We start from the raw sequence: 17113 nt of genomic DNA on the forward strand, positions 1-17113 counted from the left end.
TCGCGCACGCGCCGGGGTCCCTGCAACGGGTTTATCCGGGGCTCCCGCCGCGGGCCGCCGGCAGGGCCGGTGACCGACGACACAGGTGTCGACCCTCACAGGGCGGACGCGGTGACCCCCTGCCGGCGCGACGGCATACTCGGTCGCAGTCGACCCAGCCCAACCCCAAGGTGGCGATCCGCGCATGTCCCGACTCCAGCAGACCGACGGCCTCACCGAGGAGCAGACCGAGCTCGTCAAGCTCGTCCGCGAGTTCGTCGAGGAGCAGGTCCTCCCCGTCGCGACGGAGCTCGAGCACCGTGACGAGTACCCGCAGGCGATCGTCGACGGCATGAAGGAGATGGGGATCTTCGGCCTGATGATCCCCGAGGAGTACGGCGGCCTGGGGGAGTCGCTGCTGACCTACGCCCTGTGCGTCGAGGAGATCGCGCGCGGTTGGATGAGCGTCAGCGGCATCATCAACACCCACTTCATCGTCGCCTACCTGCTGCTGCAGCACGGCACCGAGGAGCAGAAGCAGCGCTACCTGCCGAGGATGGCCACCGGCGAGATCCGCGGCGCCTTCTCGATGAGCGAGCCGGGCTGCGGCTCGGACGTCGCAGCGATCAAGACCAAGGCGGTCCGGGGCGATGACGGCGACTGGACCATCAACGGGCAGAAGATGTGGCTGACCAACGGCGGCTCGGCCAACCTCGTGGCCGTCCTCGTCAAGACCGACACCGGCGCCGACTCGGTCTACCGCAACATGACGACCTTCCTCGTCGAGAAGGAGCCCGGGTTCGGCGAGACTGCGCAGGGGATCACGGTGCCCGGCAAGATCGACAAGATGGGCTACAAGGGCGTCGACACCACCGAGCTCGTCCTCGACGGCCACCGCACCACCGACGCGCAGATCCTCGGCGGCGAGCCGGGCAAGGGCTTCTACCAGATGATGGACGGCGTCGAGGTGGGCCGCGTCAACGTCGCCGCCCGCGGATGCGGTGTCGCCCGTAGGGCGTTCGAGCTCGGGGTCTCCTACGCCCAGCAGCGCGAGAGCTTCGGCAAGAAGATCGTCGAGCACCAGGCCGTGCTCTTCCGCCTCGCCGACATGGCCGTCAAGGTCGAGGCGGCCCACGAGATGATGGTCAAGGCCGCTCGCAAGAAGGACTCCGGCCAGCGCAACGACCTCGAGGCCGGTATGGCGAAGTACCTTGCCTCGGAGTACTGCTCACAGGTCGTCGAGGACAGCTTCCGCATCCACGGCGGCTACGGCTACTCCAAGGAGTACGAGATCGAGCGGCTCTACCGTGAGGCGCCCATGCTGCTGATCGGCGAGGGGACCGCCGACATCCAGCGGATGATCATCGGCCGGCGGCTCGTCGAGGACTACAAGCTCCGGTCCTGAGCGCCCCTCGCGTCCCGCGAGGGGATGCGAGGATGGAGGCATGAGCCTGCAACCGAAGGGTCCGGGCGGACGCCAGGGCTTCGCGACGCTGTCCCTCGAGTACCCCATGTCGCTGGGTGTCTTCGAGCAGTACGTCGACGCGCAGAAGGCCGTCGACACGCTCTCCGACAACCAGTTCCCGGTGGAGAACTGCCTCATCGTCGGCACCGACCTCAAGCAGATGGAGCGGGTGACCGCCCGCCTGACCTGGGGGCGCGTCGCCGTCGGCGGCCTGCTCTCCGGCGTGTGGCTCGGACTCTTCGTCGGCCTGATCCTCTCGCTCTTCTCGCGGCCCTCCAGCCCCCTCACGCTGCTGCTCTACACCGCGCTCTACGGTGCGCTCTTCGGCCTGATCTGGGCGCTCGTCGGCTACGCGTTCACCCGCGGCGCCCGTGACTTCTCCTCGGTGAGCCAGATCGTCGCTACCCGCTACGAGGTGTTCTGCGAGCACAAGTTCGCCCAGCAGGGGCGTGAGATCCTCGCCAAGGCCGGCATCCCCACCAGCACCGGCACCGGCACGGGCTCCAGCTCGGGCTCCAGTGTGGGCGTCCCCCCGGTCCCGCCGACCGGCCCCCTCTCCGGGCCGCCGTCCGGCCCTCCCGCGAGCTGACGGCACCCGAGCACGAGCCAGCCCCCGACGGTGCTCCGTCAGGGGCTGGCGACGTCGTGCGGCGGTGCGTCCTCAGGCGTTGGCGCCCCAGATGCCGGCGATCCACCGCTCGACCTCGTCGCTGCTGCGCGGCATCGCGGCCGAGAGGTTCTCGCAGCCGTCCTCGGTGATGAGGATGTCGTCCTCGATGCGCACGCCGTTGCCGCGGAGCTCCGCGGGGACGAGCTCGTCGTCGGCCTTGAAGTAGAGGCCCGGCTCGACGGTGAGGATCATGCCGGGGCGCAGCTCGGCGTCGTTGTACTCCTCGCGCGTCGCGAGGGCGCAGTCGTGCACGTCGATACCGAGGTGGTGGCTCGTTCCGTGCACCATCCAGCGGCGGTGGTACTGCCCGTGCTCCGGGTCGAGGGTGCCCTCGACGTCGACGCCCTCGGGCAGCAGGCCCCACGCGTGCAGGTGCTCGGCGATGACGCGGATGGCGGCGGCGTGGACGTCGCTGAACCGGTTGCCCGGCCGGCAGGCGGCGATGCCGGCCTCCTGCGCGGCGTACACGGCGTCGTAGATCCGGCGCTGGGCGTCGGTGAAGGTGCCGCTGACCGGCAGCGTGCGGGTGATGTCCGCGGTGAAGAGCGAGTCGACCTCGACGCCGGCGTCGAGCAGGAGCAGGTCTCCCTCACGGATGTCGCCGGTGTTCTTGATCCAGTGCAGCGTGTTGGCGTGGTCGCCGCTCGCGCAGATCGAGTCGTAGCCGACGCCGTTGCCGTGGTGGCGCGCGTGGAGACCGAAGACGCCCTCGACCCAGCGCTCGCCGCGCCCGCGGCGCACCGCCTCGGGCAGGTCGGCGATGACGGCGTCGAAGCCCTTGTGGGTGCCGGCGACGGCATCGCGCATCTGCTCGACCTCCCACTCGTCCTTGACGAACCGCAGCTTCGACAGGAAGGCGGCGAACTCCTCGTCGGCGGCGTGCTGGACCTCGACCCGCGTCTCGGCCTCGATGGCCTCCTGGGTCTCGGACGCGGCCGCCCGGGCTCGGTCGACCTGCGCCGCGACCTCGGGGTCGCCGTCACGCACGACCCGGACCGTGATGTGGCCGGCGTCCTTGGCGACCGCGTCGGCGAGCTCGTCGATGTGCCGGGCCGTCACACCGAGCTCGGACTCGACGTCCGCGAGGGTCGGACGCGCGCCGACCCAGAACTCGCCGTAGCGGGAGTCGCCGAAGAACTCCTCGGTGTCGCGGTCGGCCAGGGGACGGAAGTAGAGGACCGCCTCGTGCCCGTGTGCGCTCTGGCCGCCTGGCGTCCGGTTGGGCTCGAGGACGAGGACCGCGTCGGGCTCGCGGTCGCTGCCGAGCCCCGTGAGGTGGGCAAAGGCGCTGTGCGGCCGGAAGACGTAGTCGGTGTCGTTGCTGCGGACCTTCAGGCCACCCGCGGGCACCACCAGGCGCTCGCCGGGGAAGGCGGCGCTCACGGCCTCACGGCGCCGGGCTGCGTGGTCGGCGACCTCGGCCCGAGGGGTCACCTCGGTGCTGCGAGGCGCCCATCCGCTCGCCACGAAGGCGCGGAACTCGTCGGTCGTCGGGCGCTTGCGGCCCGGCGACGTCTTCTGCTCTTCACTCATCGCGCCATCGTGTCACGGCCGGCGTGACCGAGGACAACGACATTGCCCGTGCGTGCGCCCGGGCACCCTACGCAGGCGGTGCACCGCCGCTCCGTCGCCCCGCCGCAGAGGCGAGCCGGGCGGCCCCCCGCCCCTGACGGGGGCTGCGGCGCCCAATACAGTCTTCAGGTGCCCCGCACCGACCGAACCGCCCGGCCGACCACGGCACGTGCGAGCCTGCCCTCGCTGCGCGCGAGCACGCGGCGTGCGATGCGCCCGAGCGGCCCGCCCACTGACGAGATCCCCATCTGGACGACGCCCGACGGTGTGGACCCGCTGACGGCGCAGGCCGTGATCGACCTCGCCATGCGCGCCGGGGTCGCGATGATCGCCACCGGCGCCGCCGCCGCCGACGTCACGGCGACGGTGCTCACCCTGACGAAGGCTTACGGCCTCAGCTCGGTCCACGTCGACGTGACCTACACGTCGGTGACCGTCTCCTACCACCGCGGCCCGCACGCCGACCCGATCACCGTGATGCGCATCGTGCGCTTCCGCGTCCAGGACTACACGCGCCTCGAGCGCCTGCGCAGCCTCATCGTCGACCTGTCCATCGACCCGGTGCCGGTCGACGAGGCGCGGGTGCGCTTCGACGCGGTGATCACCGCGCCCCACCCCTACCGGCGCTGGCTCGTGACCGTCGCCGGTGGCGCGCTGGCCGCGGGCGCCGCCGGGCTGGTGGGCGCCGGTCCCTTCATCATCCTGCTGAGCTTCCTCACGGCCACCCTCGTCAACCGGGTCATCGGCTGGCTCACCAACGCCGGGGTCGCCGCCTTCTTCGCACAGTGCGTCGGTGCGGCCATCCCGACGGCGGTGGCCACGCTCCTGGTCGTCGCGCAGTCGGCAGGGGTCGGGTTCGTCGGCGACGTCTCGCCGTCGCTCGTCGTGGCGTCGGGCATCGTGCTGCTGCTGGCCGGGCTGTCGGTCGTCGGGGCCGCCGAGGACGCGCTCGAGGGCTACTACGTCACCGCCGGCGCCAGGGGCTTCGAGGTCGTCGTGCTCTCGCTGGGCATCGCCGTCGGCATCTCGGTCGTGCTCTCGCTCGGGAAGCGGCTCGACTACCCGATCGCGATCACGTCGCAGACCCTGCTCAGCGACAACATCGTCGTGCAGGTCGTCTGCGCCGTGGTCATCTCGGTGGCCTTCGCCGTCATGTCGTACTCGAGCGGGCGGGCGGTCGCGGTCGCCGCGGTCGCCGGAGGCCTCGGCTGGCTCGTGCTGGCGCTGGGGGAGCGGACCCTCGCCCTCGGTGCGGTGACCGCCTCCGCCACCGCGGCCCTCGTCATCGGCTTCGCCGCGCGGCTGCTCGCGCGACGGCTGACCATCTCGGCGCTGGCCGTGACGACGGCGGCCATCGTCCCCCTGCTGCCGGGGCGCATGGCCTACGAGGGCATCTCCCAGCTGGTCACCGACCCCGACGGCAACGGCTTCGCGATCGGCGTGCCCACCCTGGTGCAGGCGTTCAGCCTCGGGCTGGGCCTCGCCGCGGGCGTGTCGCTCGGCACCTACTTCGCGGGGCTGCTCGTCGTGCGGGGCAGCGGCCTGCGGCCACGCCCCGCCGCCGGGGCCACCCTGCAGACCGACCCCGACCCCGACGCCCCCGGCAGCAGCGCGCCCCTGCTCTCCGACGCGCCGCCGGTGAGCGACCCGACTTTCGCCGTCGCGGACGACCGCGCCCAACCGTGAGCAAGCACACGGCATACGGCCATGGGCGTATGCCGTCCGCTCGGGCAGGCTGGTAGCGCTCGTCCCAGCGGGGCCGGGTGAGGTCGGAGGACGAGGAGCGGCAATGCAGTTCGGGCGCAGCTACGAGGAGTTCGAGGTCGGCGCGGTCTACCAGCACTGGCCCGGCAAGACGGTCACCGAGTACGACGACCACCTCTTCTGCCTGCTGACGATGAACCACCACCCGCTGCACCTCGACACCCACTACGCGGCCGGTTCGACGCAGTTCGGGCAGAACGTCGTCGTCGGCAACTACGTCTACTCGCTGCTGCTCGGCATGTCGGTGCCGGACGTGTCGGGCAAGGCCATCGCCAACCTCGAGATCGAGTCGCTGCAGCACGTCGCGCCCACCTTCCACGGCGACACGATCTACGGCGAGACGACGGTGCTCGACAAGTGGGAGTCGACCTCGAAGGACGACCGCGGTGTCGTGCACGTCGAGACGATCGGCTACAAGCAGGACGGCACGGTCGTGTGCATCTTCCGGCGCAAGGTCATGGTGCCCAAGGCCAACTACCTCGAGGCCCGGGGCGGCGAGCAGCCCGGCCGCCCGGTGCCCGTGCCCGACCGCAACTGGCCCGGCCGCGAGCCGGCAGCCCAGGGGTGACGGCTCGGGCTGCCGTCGCGGGTCACCACTGGGGGTCCCAGGTGGCGAGGGTCTGGGTCTCGCCGCCACCGGTCACCGTCACGGTGCCCTTGACGTCGGGTCGACCGGCGCGTGCCACGAAGGGCGTCCGGCCGCCGACCGGGGTGCCGTAGGTGATCGCGAACGTGTCACCGGGGTCGGACGAGGTCAGCGTCACGGAGTCGCCGGCGACCCAGCCGACGGCCAGGTCGTTCTCGTAGCCGGGCGCACCTGAGGAGTGCGGGTTGGTCCCCACCTGCAGGGACCCCGGGTCGGAGAACGGCACCGCGCGCTGACCGAAGGAGAACCGGTCGCCGTCGCGCCACAGGAGCACCGACGTACGAGCGCTCACCGTCACGACCGCGGCGTCGATGCCGGTGGGTCGGTCGCTGCGCAGGGCCGCCCCGTCGCCGAGCCACGTGACCCCTGCGGTGGTCGGGTTCGTCCGGTTCCAGGTCATTCCCACGACCTGGTCGGGGCGGGGCGTCTCGGCCCAGAACAGGGAGCCGACAATGCGGCCGGACGCGACGTCGTGCAGCGTCAGGCCCCCGCCGTGACCGGGGCCTGCCGGCTCAGGGGCCGAGACCAGCTGCGTCATGACGTGGCCCTCCGTGGGGCCGTCCGGCCCGGTGAGGGCGTAGCCGTAGACCATCCCCTTCTGCTTGGACTCCGCCGGCATGAGGAAGCTCGCCTGCCCGACGCGCACCGAGGGCACGGTCCGGGTGACGGTGCCCAGCCGGCTGGCTCCGTCGTACAGGGTCCACGTCTCCCGCACCGTGCCATCGCCTCGAGGGACCACCGCGACATCGACGCTCTTGCCCTGGCGGAACCCGTCGCTGGCGGTGGTGCCCGAGAACGGTCCGGTCGGTGCAGCCGATATGGTCTGCGACACCTGCGGGGGAAGGGCCGGCAGGGCCCGTGGCTGGCCGGTGCCGAGCTGGACCGCGACGACGGCGACGACGGCGGTGGCGGCCGCGGCCAGGCCGGTGACGGCGAGGCGGCGGCGCCGGACCACGCGGCGTCCCTCGAGGAGGACCGCCTCGGGGTCGAACGACAGGCCGTCGACGTGGGTGGCTCCGTTCAGCGCGGCGCGGACGTCGGACTCGGGCGTCGTGGTCATCGGGCGCTCCTCTCTCGGCCGGTGCGTTCGGGGGTGGGCTGGGCCTGGGCTGCGGCGTCCTCGTCGGCGTCGGCGGCGTCGGCGGCGTGCGAGGCGGTGAGCGCCGCACGCAGCGTCGCGAGGCCGCGCGAGCCGGCGCTCTTGACGGCGCCGACGGAGATGCCGAGCACGTCGGCCGTGGCCTGCTCGGACAGGTCGGTGTAGTAGCGCAGCACGACGACGGTGCGCTGCTGCTCGGGAGGGCGCGCAGCAGGCGTACGACCAGGTCGCGGTCGTCGATCGTCGCCACGGCGTCTCGTCGCGCCGCCCGTTCGTCGATCTCGGGTGGCGCGTCGGTCACGAGCTCGCGGCGGGTCGCGCGCCAGACATCGGTCCGGTGGTTGACGAGGATGCGCCGGGCGTACGCCAGCGCCTCGCCCTCCCGCACCCGGGGCCAGGCGACGTACGTCTTGACGAGCGACGCCTGGGTCAGCTCCTGCGCCTTGTGGTGGTCACCGGTCAGCAGCCACGCGGTGCGCAGGAGCGCCGGCCCGGCCTGCGTGATGAAGGCGGTGAAGTCGGCGTCACGCGCGTCGCGGCGGCGGCTCACTGTGCTCCCCTGTCCCTGCTCATGCCCCATCTACGGGCGGCGTCCGACAAAGGTTGCCAGCGTGGTGTCTCGAACGCCGGTATCCGCCGCGGGTGCGTCGGTGTGGGAGGGATGCGCCGATCGCGCCCTAGGCTGGGGAGCGTGACACCGACCGGGACCGCAGGCACGGACCGCGCGCGCCCCGTCATCGACCTGCACACGCACTCCTCGGTCAGTGACGGCACCGAGACGCCCGCCGAGCTGCTGGCTGCTGCAGCGACGGCCGGCGTCGACGTCCTCGCCATCACTGACCACGACACGGTCGCCGGCTGGGACGAGGCCACAGCCGCGGCGCGCGAGCACGGGGTCACGCTCGTCAGGGGCATCGAGATCTCCTGTGCCTGGCGCTACACGTCCATCCACCTGCTCGGCTACCTGCCGGACCCGGGCCACCGGCCCCTGCTCGAGGAGCTGGCGCGGGCCCGTGACTCCCGCGCCACCAGGCTGGAACGCATGGTGGAGCGGATGGCGGCGGACGGCATACCCCTGACGTACGAGGAGGTGCTGGCGCAGGTGTCGGCCGGGGCGACCCCCGGCCGACCGCACATCGCCGACGCCCTCATCGCCAACGGGACCATCGAGCACCGCGACCAGGCGTTCCGCGAGTGGCTCGGGGACGACTCGCCCTACTACGTCGGCCACTACGCCCCGGACGCCGTCCGGGCCGTCGAGCTGGTGCGCGCCGCCGGCGGCGTGCCGGTGCTCGCCCACCCGTTCACGCGGACGCGGTCGGGTGCCCTCGACGACGCCCTCATCGTCCGCATGCGCGAAGCAGGCCTCGTCGGGCTCGAGGCGTACCACCGCGACCACGGTCCCGAGGAGGTCGCACACGCCACGGAGCTGGCGGCGCGGCTGGGGCTGGTGCTCACCGGGTCGAGCGACTACCACGGCACGGGCAAGCGCAACCGTCTCGGCGAGAACACGACCGCACCCGAGGTCCTCGACGCCATCGAAGCGGCCTCGAGCGGCGCCACCGAGGTGCTGCGGCCGTGAGCCCTCGGGCCTCGCCCGAGGGACGGAGACGCCCTATGTGCGGGTGCCGCGCGGTGTCGGGGCTGCGCCGTAGGGTGGCGGCGTGACGACGGGTGCCGCTGAGCAGACGACCTTCGCCGGCATGCCCACGCCGCTCTACTCCGGGTCGCCGTCGCGGCTGCTGGCGTGGCTCGATTGCCCGCGCCGCTACCGCATGCAGTACCTCGACCGCCCGCGGCCACAGGCTCGCCCGCAGCGGGCGCACACGTCGGTCGGCATCGCGACCCACAACGTCCTGCGCGACTTCTGGGACCTGCCGGCCGACCGGCGCACGCCGGCCGGGGTGGCCGAGCTCGTCCGCTCGTCGTGGATCGACGTCGGCTTCCGCGACCCGGAGCAGTCCGCGGCCTGGCGACTGCGGGTGCGCGACGCCGTCACCGACTACCTGCGGCGCAGCGACCGCGACAACCAGCCGGTCGGCATCGAGCGCAGCGTGTCGCTCAAGACCGAGGCGGTCGCCATCACCGGCCGCATCGACCGGCTCGACGACCGTGACGGCGAGCTCGTCGTCGTCGACTACAAGACGGGCCGGCAGGTGCCCACCGACGACGACGCCCGCACGTCGCTGCCGCTCGCGCTGTATGCCGTCGCGGCCTCGCGGATGTTCCGCCGGCCCTGCCACCGGGTGGAGCTGCACCACGTGCCCTCCGGCGCCGTCGCCGCGCACGAGCACACCGACGAGTCGCTCGGTCGCAAGATCGCCGAGGCCGAGTCGATCGCCTCCGACCTGCGGCGTGCCGACGCGGAGTTCAAGGAGCTGGGCGTGGAGTCGGCCCGGTTCCCGCCGCGCACCTCGGCCATCTGCTCGTGGTGCGACTTCCGCGCCCACTGTCCGGAGGGCCAGCAGATGGGGCCGGAGAAGTCCGACTGGGCTGGGCTCGAGGCCGCAGGATACGACTCCGCCGTGACCCCGCCCGCCGACACCTGAACGCGCGGCGGCTCCGCGGGTCGTGCCCTGAAGGTGCAGCAGCCGTGTCGGCTGCGTCACGTGACCTGCGAGGCGTGGCATCCGGTTCGGCCCACCCGGTGACCGACCTGACACACTGGGCCGCATGGCGCCCCGCACCCGCACGAGCGACAGGTCCACCGCCCCCGCACGGCAGCAGCAGGCCGCGGCGGCGCAGGCCCGTCCGACCGTCATCGCGCTGGCCAACCAGAAGGGCGGCGTGGCCAAGACGACGTCCGTCGCCAGCATCGGCGCGGCGCTCGCCGAGCAGGGCAAGCGGGTCCTGCTCGTCGACCTCGACCCGCAGGCCTGCCTGACCTTCTCCCTCGGCGTCGACCCGGACACCGTCGAGCGGTCGGTCCACGACGTCCTCACGGGTCGAGCCGATCCCGGCGAGATCGTGGTGACCTGTGAGGAGGGCGTCGACCTGCTGCCCTCGGCCATCGAGCTCGCCGGCGCCGAGGCCATGCTGCTCCCGCGGCCCGGGCGCGAGTACGTCCTGCGCTCGGCCCTCGAAGGCTTCGACACGGCATACGACGTCGTGCTCCTCGACTGCTCGCCGAGCCTCGGGGTGCTGACCCTCAACGCGCTCACCGCGGCCGACGCGCTCATCATCCCGATGCCGTGCGAGATGCTCAGCCACCGCGGCGTCGGGCAGCTGCTCGACACCGTCGCCGACGTGCAGAAGATCCTCAACCGCGACCTCGAGGTCTGGGGCATCCTGCCGACGCTCTTCGACGGGCGCAGCAACCACGCGCGCGAGGTGCTCGCCGACGTGGGGGAGCGCTACGACCTGCCGGTCCTCGAGCCGCCGATCCCCAAGACGGTGCGCTTCGCGGAGGCCCCTGCCGTCGGGCGGTCGATCCTCGCGACCGCACGCTCGTCCAAGGGCGCCCAGGCCTACCGCGACGTGGCGGCGTCCCTGCTCGTGCGGCTCTGAGGCCGTCGGCGGTCCCTGGACCGTGACCTCCGGGAAATCTCCGACGCGGGAATGAACCGCGGTGGCGAGGCGCTGCACCTGAGAGCGTCGCCAATCCACCACGAAGGAGACATCCTCTTGATTTCCACGCCTGCACTGGTCGCACCGAGCGCCGGAGCCCCCTTCGAGGCCCGGACCGTCGAGCACCGCGACCTGCGCGACGACGACGTCCTCATCGACATCAAGTTCGCCGGCATCTGCCACAGCGACATCCACCAGGTCCGCGAGGAGTGGGGCAGCGCGATCTTCCCCATGGTCCCCGGCCACGAGATCGCGGGTGTCGTGTCGGCCGTCGGTGACGGCGTCACCAGGTACAAGGTCGGCGACCGCGTCGGCGTCGGCTGCATGGTCGATTCGTGCGGCGAGTGCGAGTTCTGCAAGAACGGCGAGGAGCAGTTCTGCACCAAGGGCGCCGTCATGACCTACAACGGCAAGGGCTACGACGGTGAGCCGACCAAGGGCGGCTACGCCCAGCAGGTCGTCGTCTCCGAGCGCTTCGCCGTCGCCATCCCAGACGGCATCGAGCTGGACGTCGCCGCGCCGCTGCTCTGCGCCGGCATCACGGTCTACTCGCCGCTCAAGCGCTGGGGCGCCGGTCCCGGCAAGAAGGTCGCCGTCATCGGCCTCGGCGGCCTGGGCCACATGGCCGTCAAGCTGGCCGCCGCCATGGGCGCCGAGGTCAGCGTGCTGAGCCGCACCGACGCCAAGAAGAGCGACGGTGAGGCCCTGGGCGCGACGAACTACTACGCCACCGGTGACGAGGGCGTGCTGCAGGGCCTCAAGGGCACGTTCGACCTCATCATCAACACGGTGAGCGCCGACCTGCCGATGCAGACCTACATCGGCCTGCTGCGTCCGCTGGGCGTCATCGCCAACGTCGGCCTGCCCACGGGCAACTACGACTTCGCGCCCGGGGCCGTCGTCGGCGGCAGCCGCGTCGTGGCCGGCTCGAACATCGGTGGCATCCCCGCCACCGCGGAGATGCTCGAGTTCTGCGCCGAGCACGGCATCGGCGCGACGATCGAGAAGATCTCGGCCGACGAGGTCGACGCCGCATACGACCGCGTGGTCGCCGGCGACGTGCGCTACCGCTTCGTCATCGACACCGCGACGATCGACGCCTGATCTCCCACGCCCCACGAGGGCGTACGCGCACGGCCGGGTCCCACCAGGGGCCCGGCCGTCGGCGCACCGGGGCGCCCTGACGGCGGGGTCCGGTCGGATCAACCGGAGCGATCGCGCCAAACCGCCCAGGAGGCGGCGTTGTCTCCTTCGTTCCGGCCACTCGGACCGGCGCGCGTCGAGGGCGTACGCGCACGGCCGGGTCCCACCAGGGGCCCGGCCGTACGCGTGCTCTAGGTGTCAGTGCGTGCAGGTCACTCCGCTGCGGGCGCGGTGGACGCGGTCGCGCCCTCGCGTGCGGCTGCTCCGTCTCGCCCGGCGCCACCGCGACGACGGCGCCGCGGCCGACGGGAGCCACCCTCGCCGTCGGTCGATGCTGCCTCGGACGTGGCAGGGGAGTCCTCGCCTGAGGCCGAGGCGGCACCCGCTGCGCCGGCGGCGGCCGCCCCGGCACCACGCGTACGTCGGCGGTTGCGGCTGCGACGGGGGCGGCTCCCGCCGTCCTCCGAGGGGGTGGTGCCCGCCTCGGCGGTGTCCCCGTCCCGGCCACGGTCGGACCGCGAGCGTCCCCGCCCGGCGCCGTCGCCACGACCTGCGCCATGGCCCGAGCCGTGGCCCGTGCCACCGGTGCCGCGCCCGTGGCGCTTGCCGGTCTCACCGAGGTCCTCGATCTCCTCGGCGCCGAGGCCTGCGAGCTTCTGCTCGGAGCGGCGCAGCCGGCCCTTGGCGTCGGCCGGGATGTCGAGGTCGGTGTAGAGGTGCTCGGAGCTCGAGTAGGTCTCCTGCGGCTCGGGGATGCCGAGGTCGAGGGTCTTGTTGATCAGCGCCCAGCGGTGCAGGTCGTCCCAGTCGACGAACGTCACGGCGACACCGGTGTTGCCGGCGCGCGCCGTGCGGCCGATGCGGTGCAGGTAGGTCTTCTCGTCCTCGGGGCACTGGTAGTTGATGACGTGCGTGACGTTCTCGACGTCGATGCCGCGCGCGGCGACGTCGGTGGCCACGAGGATGTCGACCTTGCCGTTGCGGAACGCGCGCAGGGCCTGCTCGCGCGCGCCCTGACCGAGGTCGCCGTGGATCGCGGCCGCGGCGAAGCCCCGCTCGACGAGCTCCTCGGCCACCTTGGCGGCGGTGCGCTTCGTGCGGCTGAAGATGATCGTCAGGCCGCGGCCGTTGGCCTGCAGCATGCGCGAGAGCATCTCGACCTTGTCCATGGCGTGCGCGCGGTAGACGAACTGCTCGACCGCCTTGACGGTGTGGGCGTTCTCGTTCTCGTCGCCCATCGCGCGGATGTGCGTGGGCTGGGACATGTAGCGGCGCGCGAGGGCGACGATGGCGCCCGGCATGGTGGCCGAGAAGAGCATCGTCTGGCGCGAGGCCGGCGTCAGCGACATGAGGGTCTCGACGTCGGGCAGGAAGCCGAGGTCGAGCATCTCGTCGGCCTCGTCGAGCACCACGGTGCGGGCCTGCGACAGGTCGAGGTGACCCTGCTTGGACAGGTCGATGAGGCGCCCGGGGGTGCCGACGACGACCTCGACGCCCGTCTTGAGGGCCTCGATCTGCGGCTCGTACGCGCGGCCGCCGTAGACGGTGAGCACGCGGATGCCGCGGCCCTTGCCGGCGCGCTGCAGGTCGGCCGCCACCTGGACCGCGAGCTCGCGGGTCGGGGCGACGGCGAGCGCCTGCGGCTTGCCGGGACGCGCGAGCGACTCGAACCCGGCGTCGCCGGGGGCCACGACGCGGTTGAGGATGGGGACGCCGAAGCCGAGCGTCTTGCCGGTTCCGGTCTTGGCCTGGCCGATGATGTCGTGGCCGGCGAGGGCCACCGGCAGGGTCATGGCCTGGATGGGGAAGGGGTGGACGATCCCGCTCTCGGCGAGCGAGGCGACGATGTCGGGGTGGACGTCGAAGTCTGCGAACGTCAGCTCGGGCGCGTCCTGCGCCGCTGCGTCAGGCGCGGCAGGCGCCTCGATGGCGACCGCGCCATCGGCGGCGGTCTCGTGGGACTGGGTCATGGGCATCTCTCGATCGGCACGAGCACCCCGCTGTGTCGGGAGCTCAGTGGCGCGTGACGGGCCGATCGGAGACTGTCAGGGACGGTGGGTGGCTCTCGCACTGCTTGGACCGTGCGGGCTCCACCGGTGCGCGGTGAGTCCCGCGAGCACCATCTGGGCAAACCATCGGGCCGACCGGGCACCGAGTTGTCCGGCCCAGTCTACCGGCATGCGGGCGAAAGCCCCGAACTCGTTCACTACATTGTGGGCATGAGCGACGAGGCGACGCCCGAGACCACTGGCGAGAGCCCCGACGCGAGCCCCGAGGAGAGGCGGGAGGAGAGGCCCGACGAGCCCGGCTACCTCGCGGCGGTCACGGACCTGCTCGGCGCGCTGGCCTACGGCGAGCTGCGGGCCTTCAGCCAGCTGGCCAGGGACGCCGACCTCGCCCCGACCCTGCGCTACAAGTCGGCCCTCGCGACGCTGGCCGCCCACGAGCTGAAGAACTACGCCGCCCTCACCGAGCGGCTCCAGTCGCTCGGCGTGGAGCCGGAGACGGCGATGGAGCCCTTCGTGCCCGCCGTCGACGCCTTCCACGAGCGCACGAGCGCCTCGGACTGGCTCGAGGGCCTCGTCAAGGCCTACGTCGGCGAGGGCATCGCCCAGGACTTCTACCGCGAGATCTCTCGCTACGTCGACGAGGACACCCGTTCGCTCGTCCTCAGCGTCCTCGAGGACACCGGCCAGGCGGACTTCGCCGTCAGCGTCGTGCGCGAGGCGATCGCGGAGGACCCCCGGGTCGCGGGCCGGCTGGCGCTGTGGGGACGGCGCCTCGTCGGTGAGGCGATCACCCAGGCCCAGCGCGTCGGCGTCGAGCGCGACGCCCTCGCCAGCATCCTCGTCGGGGCCCCCGGCCGGGCCGGCGCCGACCTCGCCGAGCTCGGACGGATGTTCGTGCGCCTCACCGACGAGCACTCCCGCCGGATGCAGCGCCTCGGCCTGTCGGCCTGACCGCGGGCGTATGCCGTGTGCCCTGGTGTGTCGCCGAGGCGCCGTGCGCTCGGGCGGGCCGGGACGGCATACGCGGCGGGTCGGGACGGGCTGCGCGATGGACTTGCGCGGACACGGAGAAGGGCCCGACCGGTCGGTCGGGCCCCCTCGGTGAACTGTCAGACGGCGCGCTTGGTGATGCGCCCGTAGACCACGATGCCGATGGCCGCGAGGATGGCGCTGACGATCCAGTACCACCACTTGATCCCGCCGCTGGCGTTCGTGTAGCCGAAGATGCCGCCGAGGATCAGCGTCGCCACGAGCGAGGCGATGATGCCGATGACGATGGTCATCAGGATCGAGATGTTCTGCTTGCCGGGCAGGATCAGTCGGCCCAGTGCGCCGATGATGAGACCGGCGATGATGGCTCCGATGATTGTTCCGATCATGTGACGCTCCTTCTGGTCGCGCTGTGCGACCGATTGGTCCGCGAGGGGTGCGGAGAACACATGCGACGAGATAAATGTCTCACCGCTTGTGGCTGGAATGGTGGACGTCGCGGGTTGCATTTCCATATGCATCCGACGTCCGGGGGACAAAGGGGCCAGACGTGCCAGGCGGGCCGGCGCGGCCGGGCGCCCGTGTGGGTCAGCGGGTCTGGCGGCTGCTGGTGCCGGTCAGCATCCCGTAGCCGACGATGAGCGCGGCAGCCACGACGACGCCGATGAGGCCGGAGATCCAGTCGATCCCGCGCGTGTCGCTGACGCCGGTCGCCTTGTAGTAGATGAAGGCGCCGATCAGCGACCCGACGGCGCCGAGCACGATGGTGAGAGGGACGCCGATGTGCTGTCTGCCGGGCAGCACCAGACGCGCGAGCGGTCCCACGATCGCGCCTGCGACGAGGGCGGCCAGGATGGTTCCGATCATGGTGTGCGTTTCCTCCTTGGTGCCCGCGCGGGCGACGACGGGCCGGTGGTCTCGGCTCGCTCGCTTCTCCTGTACCCGTCCGAGCGGCTGCTGCCACGCTTTCCTGGCGACCGGCTGGGAGTCGGAGCACCACGCCCACACGGCGAAGGCCGCCGACCGGTGTCGGTCGGCGGCCTTCGGCCCCGGGATCGTCGGGAAGCGGCGAAACCCGTTGTGCGAGTAGTCGGGGGTACGGTCAGACGGCGCCGAAGCCGACGCCGGTCTTGCGCTCTGCGCCTGTCGTCACGTAGCCGATCGACGCGGACGGGACGATGACCCGGCCGCCCTTGTCGTCGGTCAGCTCGAGGACGTCGGAGCCGAGCGCCGCCTTGACGGCGGCGTAGATCTCGTCGGCCGACTGCGTCGTCTCGAACGTGATCTCGCGCGCCACGTGCTGCACTCCGATGCGGACCTCCACGTCAAACCTGCTTTCTCAGATCTCTGGTTGACGCGGTCGACCGCGCCTTGTCGTCACCTTAACCAGCGGTGAAGCCGACGGATTCCCGAGCCGCGCCGCCCTGCCCGTCGGTGCCTCCCTCGGCGCCTCCCTCGGCGCCTCGCTCCGTGCCGCCCTCGACGGCGCCCTCGGAAGCGCCGTCGCCGCGGGCCTCGCCTCGGCCGACGAGCGGGAAGGCGCCGAAGCCGCGGCGGATCAGGGCTGCGGTGATGCGCACCGCCGTCTCCTTGGACACGGTGGCCTCGTGCGTGAGCCAGTGGCGCGCCGACGTCTGGGCGAGCCCGACGAACGCCACCCCGACGAGGACGGCCTCCTCCTGGTCCATCGACGTCTCGCTCCGGATGATCTCGGCCATCGCCTCGGCGCACGTCAGGTCGATCTGGTCGAGGCGCCTGCGGACCTCCGGCTCGTTGGCGAGGTCCGACTCGAAGATGAGCCGGAAGGCGGCGCCCTCCTGGCCGACGAAGTCGAAGTAGGCGCGCGTCATCGTGTTGATGCGGGCCTTGTTGTCGGACAGGGCCAGGGCGTCGCGCACGAGCTGCTCGAGCTCGCCGGTGTGCTGGTCGATCAGGGCGAGGTAGAGCTCCAGCTTGCCGGGGAAGTGCTGGTAGAGCACCGGCTTGGAGACGCCCGCCCGGGCGGCGATGTCGTCCATCGCCGCCGCGTGGTAGCCGTTCTCCACGAAGACGCCGAGGGCTGCGTCGAGCAGCTGCGCCCGCCGCTCCGATCGGGGCAACCGCTGGCCGCGGCCCGGCGGTGTGGTCTCGTCTGCCATGCGGGTCCTCTTCGCGCGTGGCCGCGCTGCTCGTCAGGGGTCGCCGTCCCTGCAGACGACCGGTCCCTCTC

The 17113-nt window shown here is 72.1% G+C and carries 17 protein-coding genes and 1 pseudogene; 9 read left to right on the forward strand and 9 right to left on the reverse strand.

The genetic code is table 11. The annotated features are described in order from the left end of the window. The first annotated feature begins 184 nt into the window (after positions 1-184). Positions 185-1384 carry an acyl-CoA dehydrogenase family protein gene (locus ABD241_RS01660; protein WP_344057798.1) on the forward strand — a complete coding sequence of 400 codons (1200 nt, stop codon included), beginning with the start codon at positions 185-187 and terminating at the stop codon, positions 1382-1384. Positions 1385-1424: 40 nt separating this feature from the next. Next, positions 1425-2033 (forward strand): YflT domain-containing protein, encoded by a 609-nt coding sequence (locus ABD241_RS01665; protein ID WP_344057800.1) that lies wholly within the window; start codon positions 1425-1427, stop codon positions 2031-2033. Between the two features lie 72 nt (positions 2034-2105). On the opposite strand, the gene ABD241_RS01670 is transcribed toward ABD241_RS01665, so the two are convergent. Beyond that, positions 2106-3647 (reverse strand): aminopeptidase P family protein, encoded by a 1542-nt coding sequence (locus tag ABD241_RS01670; RefSeq protein ID WP_344057802.1) that lies wholly within the window; start codon positions 3645-3647, stop codon positions 2106-2108. A gap of 168 nt (positions 3648-3815) precedes the next feature. Here ABD241_RS01670 and ABD241_RS01675 point away from each other — a divergent pair, with 168 nt between their 5' ends. Continuing rightward, positions 3816-5372: a threonine/serine exporter family protein gene (locus ABD241_RS01675; protein ID WP_344057804.1), complete on the forward strand. Its 1557-nt coding sequence runs from the start codon at positions 3816-3818 to the stop codon at positions 5370-5372. Positions 5373-5475: 103 nt separating this feature from the next. Further along, positions 5476-6018 (forward strand): MaoC family dehydratase, encoded by a 543-nt coding sequence (locus ABD241_RS01680; protein WP_344057806.1) that lies wholly within the window; start codon positions 5476-5478, stop codon positions 6016-6018. Positions 6019-6040: 22 nt separating this feature from the next. Here the strand turns inward: ABD241_RS01680 and ABD241_RS01685 are convergent, their stop codons facing one another. The 3 genes and pseudogenes from ABD241_RS01685 to ABD241_RS01695 all read right to left on the reverse strand — a co-directional run. Then, positions 6041-7156 (reverse strand): hypothetical protein, encoded by a 1116-nt coding sequence (locus ABD241_RS01685; RefSeq protein ID WP_344057808.1) that lies wholly within the window; start codon positions 7154-7156, stop codon positions 6041-6043. Continuing rightward, a complete protein-coding gene (locus ABD241_RS01690; protein WP_344057810.1) occupies positions 7153-7371 on the reverse strand; it encodes a sigma factor-like helix-turn-helix DNA-binding protein in 219 nt (72 codons plus the stop codon). Before ABD241_RS01690 ends, ABD241_RS01685 begins: the two co-directional genes overlap by 4 nt. A 191-nt stretch (positions 7372-7562) precedes the next feature. Next, positions 7563-7775, reverse strand: a pseudogene (locus tag ABD241_RS01695) (SigE family RNA polymerase sigma factor); the annotation flags it as partial. 111 nt (positions 7776-7886) lie between these two features. Between ABD241_RS01695 and ABD241_RS01700 the strand changes: the two are divergent. The 4 genes from ABD241_RS01700 (at position 7887) to ABD241_RS01715 (ending at position 11866) form a co-directional block, all read left to right on the forward strand. Further along, positions 7887-8777: a PHP domain-containing protein gene (locus ABD241_RS01700; RefSeq protein WP_344057812.1), complete on the forward strand. Its 891-nt coding sequence runs from the start codon at positions 7887-7889 to the stop codon at positions 8775-8777. 82 nt (positions 8778-8859) lie between these two features. Next, entirely contained in the window at positions 8860-9744 is an 885-nt protein-coding gene (locus ABD241_RS01705) for a RecB family exonuclease (RefSeq protein WP_344057814.1), read from the forward strand. 124 nt (positions 9745-9868) lie between these two features. Further along, positions 9869-10702, forward strand: coding sequence for a ParA family protein (locus ABD241_RS01710; protein WP_344057816.1), 834 nt, complete (start codon positions 9869-9871; stop codon positions 10700-10702). A 117-nt stretch (positions 10703-10819) separates the two neighbouring features. Beyond that, a complete protein-coding gene (locus ABD241_RS01715; RefSeq protein WP_344057818.1) occupies positions 10820-11866 on the forward strand; it encodes an NAD(P)-dependent alcohol dehydrogenase in 1047 nt (348 codons plus the stop codon). Between the two features lie 251 nt (positions 11867-12117). On the opposite strand, the gene ABD241_RS01720 is transcribed toward ABD241_RS01715, so the two are convergent. After that, on the reverse strand, positions 12118-13881 hold the full coding sequence (locus ABD241_RS01720) for a DEAD/DEAH box helicase (protein WP_425580651.1): 1764 nt from the start codon (positions 13879-13881) through the stop codon (positions 12118-12120). 243 nt (positions 13882-14124) lie between these two features. On the opposite strand from ABD241_RS01720, the gene ABD241_RS01725 reads away from it, so the two are divergent. After that, complete coding sequence (locus tag ABD241_RS01725; protein ID WP_344057822.1) at positions 14125-14865, forward strand: ferritin-like fold-containing protein; 741 nt, start codon at positions 14125-14127, stop codon at positions 14863-14865. A 158-nt stretch (positions 14866-15023) separates the two neighbouring features. On the opposite strand, the gene ABD241_RS01730 is transcribed toward ABD241_RS01725, so the two are convergent. The 4 genes from ABD241_RS01730 to ABD241_RS01745 all read right to left on the reverse strand — a co-directional run bounded on the left by ABD241_RS01730 (position 15024) and on the right by ABD241_RS01745 (position 17042). Beyond that, complete coding sequence (locus ABD241_RS01730) at positions 15024-15293, reverse strand: GlsB/YeaQ/YmgE family stress response membrane protein (protein WP_344057824.1); 270 nt, start codon at positions 15291-15293, stop codon at positions 15024-15026. Positions 15294-15492: 199 nt separating this feature from the next. Then, positions 15493-15771 carry a GlsB/YeaQ/YmgE family stress response membrane protein gene (locus ABD241_RS01735; RefSeq protein ID WP_142221193.1) on the reverse strand — a complete coding sequence of 93 codons (279 nt, stop codon included), beginning with the start codon at positions 15769-15771 and terminating at the stop codon, positions 15493-15495. A 235-nt stretch (positions 15772-16006) separates the two neighbouring features. Further along, a complete protein-coding gene (locus ABD241_RS01740; protein ID WP_344057828.1) occupies positions 16007-16228 on the reverse strand; it encodes a DUF3107 domain-containing protein in 222 nt (73 codons plus the stop codon). 58 nt (positions 16229-16286) lie between these two features. Further along, complete coding sequence (locus ABD241_RS01745; protein WP_344057830.1) at positions 16287-17042, reverse strand: TetR/AcrR family transcriptional regulator; 756 nt, start codon at positions 17040-17042, stop codon at positions 16287-16289. Positions 17043-17113 lie beyond the last annotated feature (71 nt).

This window comes from Terrabacter lapilli, assembly GCF_039531305.1.
In the GTDB taxonomy this organism is placed as follows: Bacteria; Actinomycetota; Actinomycetes; order Actinomycetales; family Dermatophilaceae; genus Terrabacter; species Terrabacter lapilli.

What these genes read in the sequence shown, in the direction of transcription:
- ABD241_RS01660 (WP_344057798.1), top strand. Translation starts at nt 185, where the DNA reads ATGTCCCGACTCCAGCAGACCGACGGCCTCACCGAGGAGCAGACCGAG.
- ABD241_RS01665 (WP_344057800.1), top strand. Translation starts at nt 1,425, where the DNA reads ATGAGCCTGCAACCGAAGGGTCCGGGCGGACGCCAGGGCTTCGCGACG.
- ABD241_RS01670 (WP_344057802.1), bottom strand. Translation starts at nt 3,647, where the DNA reads ATGAGTGAAGAGCAGAAGACGTCGCCGGGCCGCAAGCGCCCGACGACC.
- ABD241_RS01680 (WP_344057806.1), top strand. Translation starts at nt 5,476, where the DNA reads ATGCAGTTCGGGCGCAGCTACGAGGAGTTCGAGGTCGGCGCGGTCTAC.
- ABD241_RS01685 (WP_344057808.1), bottom strand. Translation starts at nt 7,156, where the DNA reads ATGACCACGACGCCCGAGTCCGACGTCCGCGCCGCGCTGAACGGAGCC.
- ABD241_RS01710 (WP_344057816.1), top strand. Translation starts at nt 9,869, where the DNA reads ATGGCGCCCCGCACCCGCACGAGCGACAGGTCCACCGCCCCCGCACGG.
- ABD241_RS01720 (WP_425580651.1), bottom strand. Translation starts at nt 13,881, where the DNA reads ATGCCCATGACCCAGTCCCACGAGACCGCCGCCGATGGCGCGGTCGCC.
- ABD241_RS01725 (WP_344057822.1), top strand. Translation starts at nt 14,125, where the DNA reads ATGAGCGACGAGGCGACGCCCGAGACCACTGGCGAGAGCCCCGACGCG.
- ABD241_RS01730 (WP_344057824.1), bottom strand. Translation starts at nt 15,293, where the DNA reads ATGATCGGAACAATCATCGGAGCCATCATCGCCGGTCTCATCATCGGC.
- ABD241_RS01735 (WP_142221193.1), bottom strand. Translation starts at nt 15,771, where the DNA reads ATGATCGGAACCATCCTGGCCGCCCTCGTCGCAGGCGCGATCGTGGGA.
- ABD241_RS01745 (WP_344057830.1), bottom strand. Translation starts at nt 17,042, where the DNA reads ATGGCAGACGAGACCACACCGCCGGGCCGCGGCCAGCGGTTGCCCCGA.